We start from the raw sequence: 7,553 nt of genomic DNA, 5'->3' as shown, positions 1-7,553 counted from the left end.
AATAAGAGAAACCCGTTGCAGTAATGCAGCGGGTTTTTTGCTATTTGGGGTATAGAGATTTGATATATAGAAACCCTCACAAGCCAATCAACACATCGCGAGGTTTTCTAAACCTAAGTAAATGCGCTCCCACTCCCACCACAACATAAGCACAGTGCAACATGGTAGGAGGTTTACCCACCGATGGCTTGCAATTAAGGTTTCCAGTCGATGATAGTGTGGATTACCCATGTGACTCTCTATTTAAAAAATGAGAACATCCCACTTCGTAGCGAGCCAGGGCCAAATAAGAGGTTGATGAAAAGCGTTCATCCATGAACTTCATCGACATTCGAACATCCATGTACATCAAAACCCGTTGCAGTAATGCGACGGGTTTTTAGCTATTTGAGGTATAGAGATTTGAGATATAAAACCTCGCAAGCCAATCAACACATCGCGAGGTTTTCTAAACCTAAGTAAATGCGCTCCCACTCCCACCACAGTATAAGCACAGTGCAACATGCTGGGAGGCGGTTCACCCGCCGATTTGTGCATTTATAATATTTAGTGGGAAAGTATTTATTGATCCCAAATTACCTTACTTTTTAATGTACTGTCCCGGTGGTTTGCCAAAGACTTTTTTAAACGCATTGCTAAATGCGGCGGTAGATTCAAAACCCAAATATTCAGCTGCTTGTTGCTGAGAATATCCATCTTTCAACAGCTCAATTGCTTTGATAGCTCTTAATTTCTGGCGCCAATCACTGAACCCCATCATAAAGCATTTGTGGAATAAGCGGTTGAGTGTCCGGGTTGATGCACCGACTTGATCACTCCAGGCCTCCAAGCTTATTTTGCATCCTGGATTTGTATGTAGCTCGGTAACAATGGGTAAGATCCGAGCATCCTGTGCACTTGGAATAAAAAAGTGGCACGTTGTAGCTGATGTTAATCTATCAATAAAGACCGTAATAAATCGCTCTGTTTTTTCATCTAAGTGATACTCTTCCTGCCAAGTACAGATCTCCAGTATAAATTGCTTCAGTAGTTCATCTACCGCAATTAGCTTCGCTTTATTCCCTAGCAACTCGGTGTATTTATTGTCGATATAGACACTACGAAAATCTCCACCGTAGCGACAATACGTCTCATGCGGAAGGCCCGGAGGTAGCCACAAAGCTTGGTCGGGAGGGATCACGAAAGTGCCTTCAGGAGTTACAATTGTGATGACTCCATTGCTTGTATATGCAAGCTGCCCCCACTCATGTTGGTGCCGTTGAACATGCTCCCACTCCGCTTTTTTTACCGCTCTTGGCAGGATTGGCCGGCCAAGGGTTGGCTTTAAGAAGCGCTTATATTTGGGCTGAATACGCCAAGGAGAAGTTGTCTGTTTTGATAAAGAACTTGGCATAATTATGTATATCAGAAATTAATGTGTGGCCATATTATAGCCATAACTTTTTAATAGTTGTGCTTTATGTGGAGATAATCATGAAGAATGCTTCTCAAGGATGGCAAAGTCCTTTTAATTTCTTAGTGCTTGCTACCGTAGTTATGGCCGTTACGTTTGCAGGCTGGATGGCCATGCTCAATAACTTTGCGATTGAAGCCGTAAGCTTCAATGGCGCTAATATGGGAATGTTGCAATCCCTGCGTGAGATCCCCGGGTTTTTAGCGTTTACAGCGGTATTTGTTTTATTGGTGTTAAAGGAGCAAACCTTCGCACTGATCAGTTTATGTTTGCTGTCGCTTGGCGTCGCCATTACCGGCTTGTTGCCTACTATTTATGGTTTGTATGCAACTACAGTGTTAATGTCGATAGGTTTTCACTATTTCGAGACGCTGAATCAATCTCTCAGTTTACAATGGTTCAATAAAGATGAGGCACCGGCCAAACTAGGTATCTTGCTCTCTATTAAATCCATCGCTTCTCTGATCACCTATGCGGTAATATGGCTGGGTTTTAGCTACTTCTCCGCAGACTATCAGTGGATGTATCTGCTTATTGGAGGGGTTGGCTTTATCATTGCGCTATTTATGTTTATCGGCTTTCCAACCTTTGAAATGCATACTACGCAGCATAAAAAGCTCATTTTGAGAAAAGAGTACAGCCTATATTACGCCTTGATTTTCTTCTCGGGCGCGAGAAGACAAATATTTATGGTGTTTGCGGGTTTCTTAATGGTGGAAAAATTTGGTTTTGATGTTGCACAGATCACCGCGCTTTATATGTTGAATCATTTGATAAACATATTTATCGCCCCCAAAATTGGTCAAATGATTGGGCATATTGGTGAGCGTAAAACACTGACAATCGAATATGTGGGACTCATTTTTGTATTTATTGGTTATGCATTGGTAGAGTCAGCAAGCTTTGCAGCAGCGCTTTATGTCATCGACCATCTGTTTTTTGCGATGGCCATTGCACTCAAAACTTATTTTCAAAAAATTGCACGGCCAGAAGATATCGCAGCAACAGCTGGGGTTAGCTTTACTATTAACCATATTGCAGCAGTAGTGATCCCAGCAAGCTTTGGCTTAGTATGGTTATACGATCAATCCTTAGTGTTTTACTTTGGTGCTGCACTTGCGGTGTGCTCATTGGTGTTGAGTCAATTTGTGAATACAGCCAATGTGCAGGAAAAGCTGGCTAAATCCGTGTGATGCTCCAGCATCACACGAATAGTGACAGTGCAGTTTAGATACTGCGACCACACCAAACCACACGCCCTGCAATGCCGTGACTGTCGGCATTATCAGCGGTGATCTCCCAGCTCGGGTAATCAGGGTTATCACTGATCACTTTGAGCTGAGAGTGCTTTTGTTGCACTCGCTTAGCCATGAGACCCTCTTCTGTTTGAATGATATAAACCGCATCTTTACTGGGTTGATTCTGTGAAAGGTCAACGAGTACCATGTCGCCGTCTAGCAACGTGGGCTGCATACTATCACCACGGATAGAGACAAAGGCGAGCTTCTCTGAATACACGCCAAGATGGGAGTTTAGCCAACGACGGTTGAGTGCAAACTGCTCGGTAACTTCTTCATGACCAATTACACTGCCCATACCTGCACTGGCCTCAATATCAAGTTTAGGTATGAGGGTAAGTTCATCTTTAAGCTGACCTTGTGGTTTATCTAAGGGTTGTTCACCGGTAAGTAACCAGTTCAGATCAACGGCAAATAGGCTATAAAGGTGCTCAAGATATATCATTGAAGGGCGACTTAAGCCGCGACAAATACGGTAAATATGGGAAGGGGATTTACCTGTTAACTGGGCAAATTGGCGCTTATTGCCGCCTGCAAATTGCTCGACTAAGGTTACAAATCGTCTTGAAAATGCCGTACTCATCTCTTAATTATTCTCTTTATAGCGCCTAAACCCGCAAGCATACTGAGCTAAGCCTTATCTGTACAGTCTCGCTGCACTAGTTGGACATTTTATAAACGAGCATAATCAAGGACGAATAATGGCCTAAAGAGAGGGGTTATTTCATTAGACTAAGGTCGTAGTGAGTTGGGTTGTACGAAATTTGTCCATGCTGGTAGGCTAGAATCGCAAGTTAACATTTATTTAAACTCGGCACGACTTGCTTTAGCCGACATACAACATGGAAAAAGGTAATGAAATATACAAATTTATTAATTGCACTTCCGCTCTTGGGCGCGATGGAAGTTGCACTGGCGGTTGACTGTAGCAACTTAACACAATGGCAATCACAGCAGGTATATACAGGTGGCGACGCGGTCACCTATCAGTCAGCTAAATACACCGCGAAATGGTGGACACAAAACCAAAACCCAGCGCAAAACTCCAATACTTATGATGTCTGGCAAGCCAATGGCAGTTGTGATCCGGTAACGCCTGTGCCTTTAGTTTCGGTCACCTCTCCAAGCAGTAACGCACGAGTGTTAGTGGGTTCATCAGTTAGCCTAGCGGCGGCGGTAAGCCATCCGCAAAACACGGCAATCGACAGTGTTGAATTCTATCTCGATGGCACGCTTGTCGCCTCTGACAACAGTGCGCCTTATGAGGTGATGTGGCAAGCGCAGGGACTAGGTAATCGCGCATTAACTGTCTATGCAACTGATGTGTCTGGGGCACGAGGTGAATCGAGTGCGGTGAACTTCAGTGTCGTGTCTGACGAGGTTCCTCCTGGCGATCCTAATTTTAAAATTGTCGGCTATTTCCCAAGCTGGCAGGGAGCCGTGAGTGATATTCAGTTTGATAAACTCACCCATATCAATTACTCATTTTTACTACCTAATGCAGATGGTACACTGAGACCGCTTGAAAATTTAAGCAAAATGACAGCGCTAGTAAATTCGGCTCACGCCAACAATGTAAAAGTGGGGATTGCCATTGGTGGCTGGAACGGGGGCGACGACAGTGCATTTGAGACATTCGCCAGTTCACAGCAAGGCAGAGCCCGTTTCGTGCAAGAGGTCATTGCGTTTGTAGAGCAGCATAATCTAGATGGCGTTGATATGGATTGGGAATATCCAGATCCCGGTGCTTCGGCAAATAACTATGCATTACTGATGAAGGAACTAAGCGTTGAGTTACGCGCCAGAGGTAAATTCTTGACGGCAGCTGTGGTGGCGCTTGGCTATACCGGTGGTGGCGTGTTGGAATCTGTATTCCAAGATATCGACTTTTTAAATTTGATGGCGTACGACGCGAACAATACTGATCATGCTTCTATGCAATACGCCAAAGACTCAATAGCTTACTGGCAAGGTCGTGGGCTCAGTAAAGAAAAAACCGTATTAGGCGTACCATTTTATGCAAGACCTACTTGGAAAGCGTATCGCACCTTACTACAAGAGAACCCTGCCAATGCCTGTCGCGATAGTGATGGTAGCAGCTACTACAATGGTATCCCGACGATCCGTGCAAAAACGCAGTACGCTAAGCTCAATGCCGGAGGCATTATGAATTGGGAGCTATCTCATGACAGTAATGGCCCTGCGTCGCTATTAACGGCGAAATGGGAAGTTGCTAATGGTGTAACACCAAGCTATCAATGTCAGTAAATTATTACTTATAACTCAGCTCGGCGGCGAGTGAGAGCTGGCCGTTGAGCATATAGAGAGTTTGACTGAGAAATAGGCTAACTACATATTTTTATAATATCTAGCCTATATATGGTGGGAACTGATTATAAACAGCGCTCCATTACGCTGCAGGTAACAGCTGGCGAACTTGGACGTTGACACCAGTAATCGTTATTAGTCGTTTCACACATAACGCCGGTTTCTGGTCCTCTACCACCGGCTGCTTGCGGTGTGAGTTTTACGGCAAGTTGACTCTGTTGATAGTCTAATTGTTTTAGTTTTTTCTTTGCTAGGGTAAGTTTCATATTATTTTCCTTTGAAATAAGAATGTCTTAATAGACTATTTTACCCTACTGTATAGTTTATTAAATGTACAGAACAAAGCGGTGACTACCCAGCTGTTGGGTAGTCACCTTATGTTTAAAGCGCTTTAAAACGAATAGCAACGCCGCCGCCAGCAGCCAGTTTTAATATCAGCTTGTCGGCACTTGTTACCTTTTTACGGTAAATATTCATTTCATACGGGTTTTGTTTCCATTCGGCTTTATTACCGTCCGCGTAGATTTGCGCTTCAAAGGTTTTACCTGACTCAAGGAAATCTAAAGTAATAGGAATTTCTCTCGCTTCCTCATCAGTTACTGCGCCCAAGAACCAATCGTTACCACTATATTGTTTATGCTTGCGCTCCTTTCTGGCAAAGACAACATAATCACCCACTTCTCCTGCAAGTGCGATACTGTGCTCCCAGTCGGTGGGTACGTCTTTGATAAATTGGAAGGCGTCTGGCTTAGCGAGGTAATTTTCTGGTAAATCGGCCGCCATTTGAATTGGACTATAAAGCACAACATAAAGCGCTAATTGTTTGGCGAGAGTGGTTTGTGGGCGGTTGGTTTTATCGCCAAGGCCGTTAAAGCCCATGTCAAAAATACCCGGAGTAAAGTCCATAGGGCCTGCTAACATGCGGGTAAAGGCGAGCATTGGCACATGCTCTGGTGGGTTTGGTGGCGTGCCCCATGCGTTGAACTCTTGCCCTCTAGCCCCTTCTCTCGCAATCCAGTTTGGATAGGTACGGCGCAGGCCGGTATCTTTGATTGGTTCATGCGTGTTAATACTGATCTTGTGTTTGGCCGCGAGTTTGACGTTGTCTAAGTACTCATTTGCCATAAATTGACCGTCGTGCCATTCGAATCTGGCATTGCCCTCGGCATCAATGCGTTTGATGTTGCCGCCATCGGCTACGTAACCGGTTTTAACTTGGCGAACGCCTGCTTTTTCGTAGAGTGCGAAAGCCGCCTCCATTTGATTGCGATAGTTGCTGACGTTACCAGACGTCTCGTGATGACCTATTAAGCGTGCACCTACTTTTTCTCCGTGCTTGGCTATTTCATCAATATTAAAGTCAGCATAGGCCTCGGTAAAGCTAAAGACATCACCGTTGAAGAACCAGTCGCCATCCCAGCCTATGTTCCAACCTTCAACCAACACGCCATCAAAGCCATGGTCAGCGGCAAAGCTCAAATATTCTTTAGTACGCGCCGTAGTCGCTCCATGCTTATCGCCGCTGCCCCAGGTATTTTTGTTGATGTGCATGCCCCACCAAATGCCGATGTATTTACCCGGCTCAACCCAAGATACATCACCGAGCTTATTTGGTTCGTTGAGGTTTAAAATAAGGTGAGAGTTCAACAAGTCGGTGGCTTCATCGCCTATTTGCAGGGTGCGCCAAGGTGTATTGAACTTACCATTGGTTTTTACTGCAACGCCATCTGACCAAGGTGTTAGATCAGCAACAAATGTTCCCGGGCGACGCTGGTTTAAGGTCATGCCCGCATAGTCAATTAGGGCCGCTTCATGCACACTGATATGAACCCCGTCTTGATTCTTTAAGGTAAATGGGGTGTGCACATGTGGGGCATCGTGCAGTGGTGTGGTGTTGTATACATATTCATAGCGATTCCAGCCACGAGCAGGGATCCACCACGCGGTACTTTTATCACTTTGTGCAAAGGCGAATTCGGTTAATTCTCTGGTGATATAAAGCGCTTGATTTTGAGCAACCTCATAGCGAAAGCCGACACCGTCATCAAATACTTTTACACGCACAGTATATTGCGGCGACTTGTCTGTCTGCTTAGCAAAGGTGACAGCAAGCTCATTGTGCTTATCTTGGATCACTCGGGCTTCGCCCCAAGGCTGTTGCCAACTGCTATCGACGCTATTACGCTGATGTGTGGTGATACTTAAGCCATCGCGCATCGATGCAGCTGTTGCGAAATCAAAACCAAGTTTAGACGGTTGAATAATGGTTTTGTCGTTAAAGCTGACATGGTAGGTCGGCTGGCTATTCTCATCACTCAAGGTAAAAGTGATTTTTCCATCTGGCGAACTCACAGCTAAAGATGCGGCAAAGCTCGTAGTCGTAAACAAGCTTAATCCGATCAGGGAAAGTGACATGGGGCGCATAGTTTTTCCTTTTTGTTGTCGGCACGAAAATTCGTGTTCTTTTGCACATA

Annotated in this window: 6 protein-coding genes; 2 read left to right on the top strand and 4 right to left on the bottom strand. The window is 44.8% G+C overall.

The features are described 5' to 3' along the window. Window positions 1-580: 580 nt before the first annotated feature. Window positions 581-1,393, bottom strand: coding sequence for an AraC family transcriptional regulator (locus tag BB427_RS22970; protein ID WP_039491539.1), 813 nt, complete (start codon window positions 1,391-1,393; stop codon window positions 581-583). Between the two features lie 80 nt (window positions 1,394-1,473). Between BB427_RS22970 and BB427_RS22965 the strand changes: the two genes are divergently transcribed. After that, window positions 1,474-2,646 (top strand): MFS transporter, encoded by a 1,173-nt coding sequence (locus tag BB427_RS22965; RefSeq protein ID WP_069023504.1) that lies wholly within the window; start codon window positions 1,474-1,476, stop codon window positions 2,644-2,646. A 34-nt stretch (window positions 2,647-2,680) separates the two neighbouring features. On the opposite strand, the gene BB427_RS22960 is transcribed toward BB427_RS22965, so the two are convergent. Continuing rightward, on the bottom strand, window positions 2,681-3,334 hold the full coding sequence (locus BB427_RS22960) for an XRE family transcriptional regulator (protein ID WP_010604302.1): 654 nt from the start codon (window positions 3,332-3,334) through the stop codon (window positions 2,681-2,683). Window positions 3,335-3,606: 272 nt separating this feature from the next. Here BB427_RS22960 and BB427_RS22955 point away from each other — a divergent pair, with 272 nt between their 5' ends. Next, entirely contained in the window at window positions 3,607-5,019 is a 1,413-nt protein-coding gene (locus tag BB427_RS22955) for a glycosyl hydrolase family 18 protein (RefSeq protein WP_045989492.1), read from the top strand. Window positions 5,020-5,144: 125 nt separating this feature from the next. On the opposite strand, the gene BB427_RS22950 is transcribed toward BB427_RS22955, so the two are convergent. Further along, a complete protein-coding gene (locus BB427_RS22950; RefSeq protein WP_010374359.1) occupies window positions 5,145-5,345 on the bottom strand; it encodes a hypothetical protein in 201 nt (66 codons plus the stop codon). A 115-nt stretch (window positions 5,346-5,460) separates the two neighbouring features. Further along, on the bottom strand, window positions 5,461-7,494 hold the full coding sequence (locus BB427_RS22945) for a glycoside hydrolase family 97 protein (protein WP_069023508.1): 2,034 nt from the start codon (window positions 7,492-7,494) through the stop codon (window positions 5,461-5,463). Window positions 7,495-7,553 lie beyond the last annotated feature (59 nt).

The organism is Pseudoalteromonas sp. BMB (assembly GCF_001709235.1).
Lineage (GTDB): Bacteria > Pseudomonadota > Gammaproteobacteria > Enterobacterales > Alteromonadaceae > Pseudoalteromonas > Pseudoalteromonas maricaloris.
The sequence above is the reverse complement of the archived record's forward strand: the minus strand, read 5'-3'. Positions and strand labels throughout refer to the sequence as shown.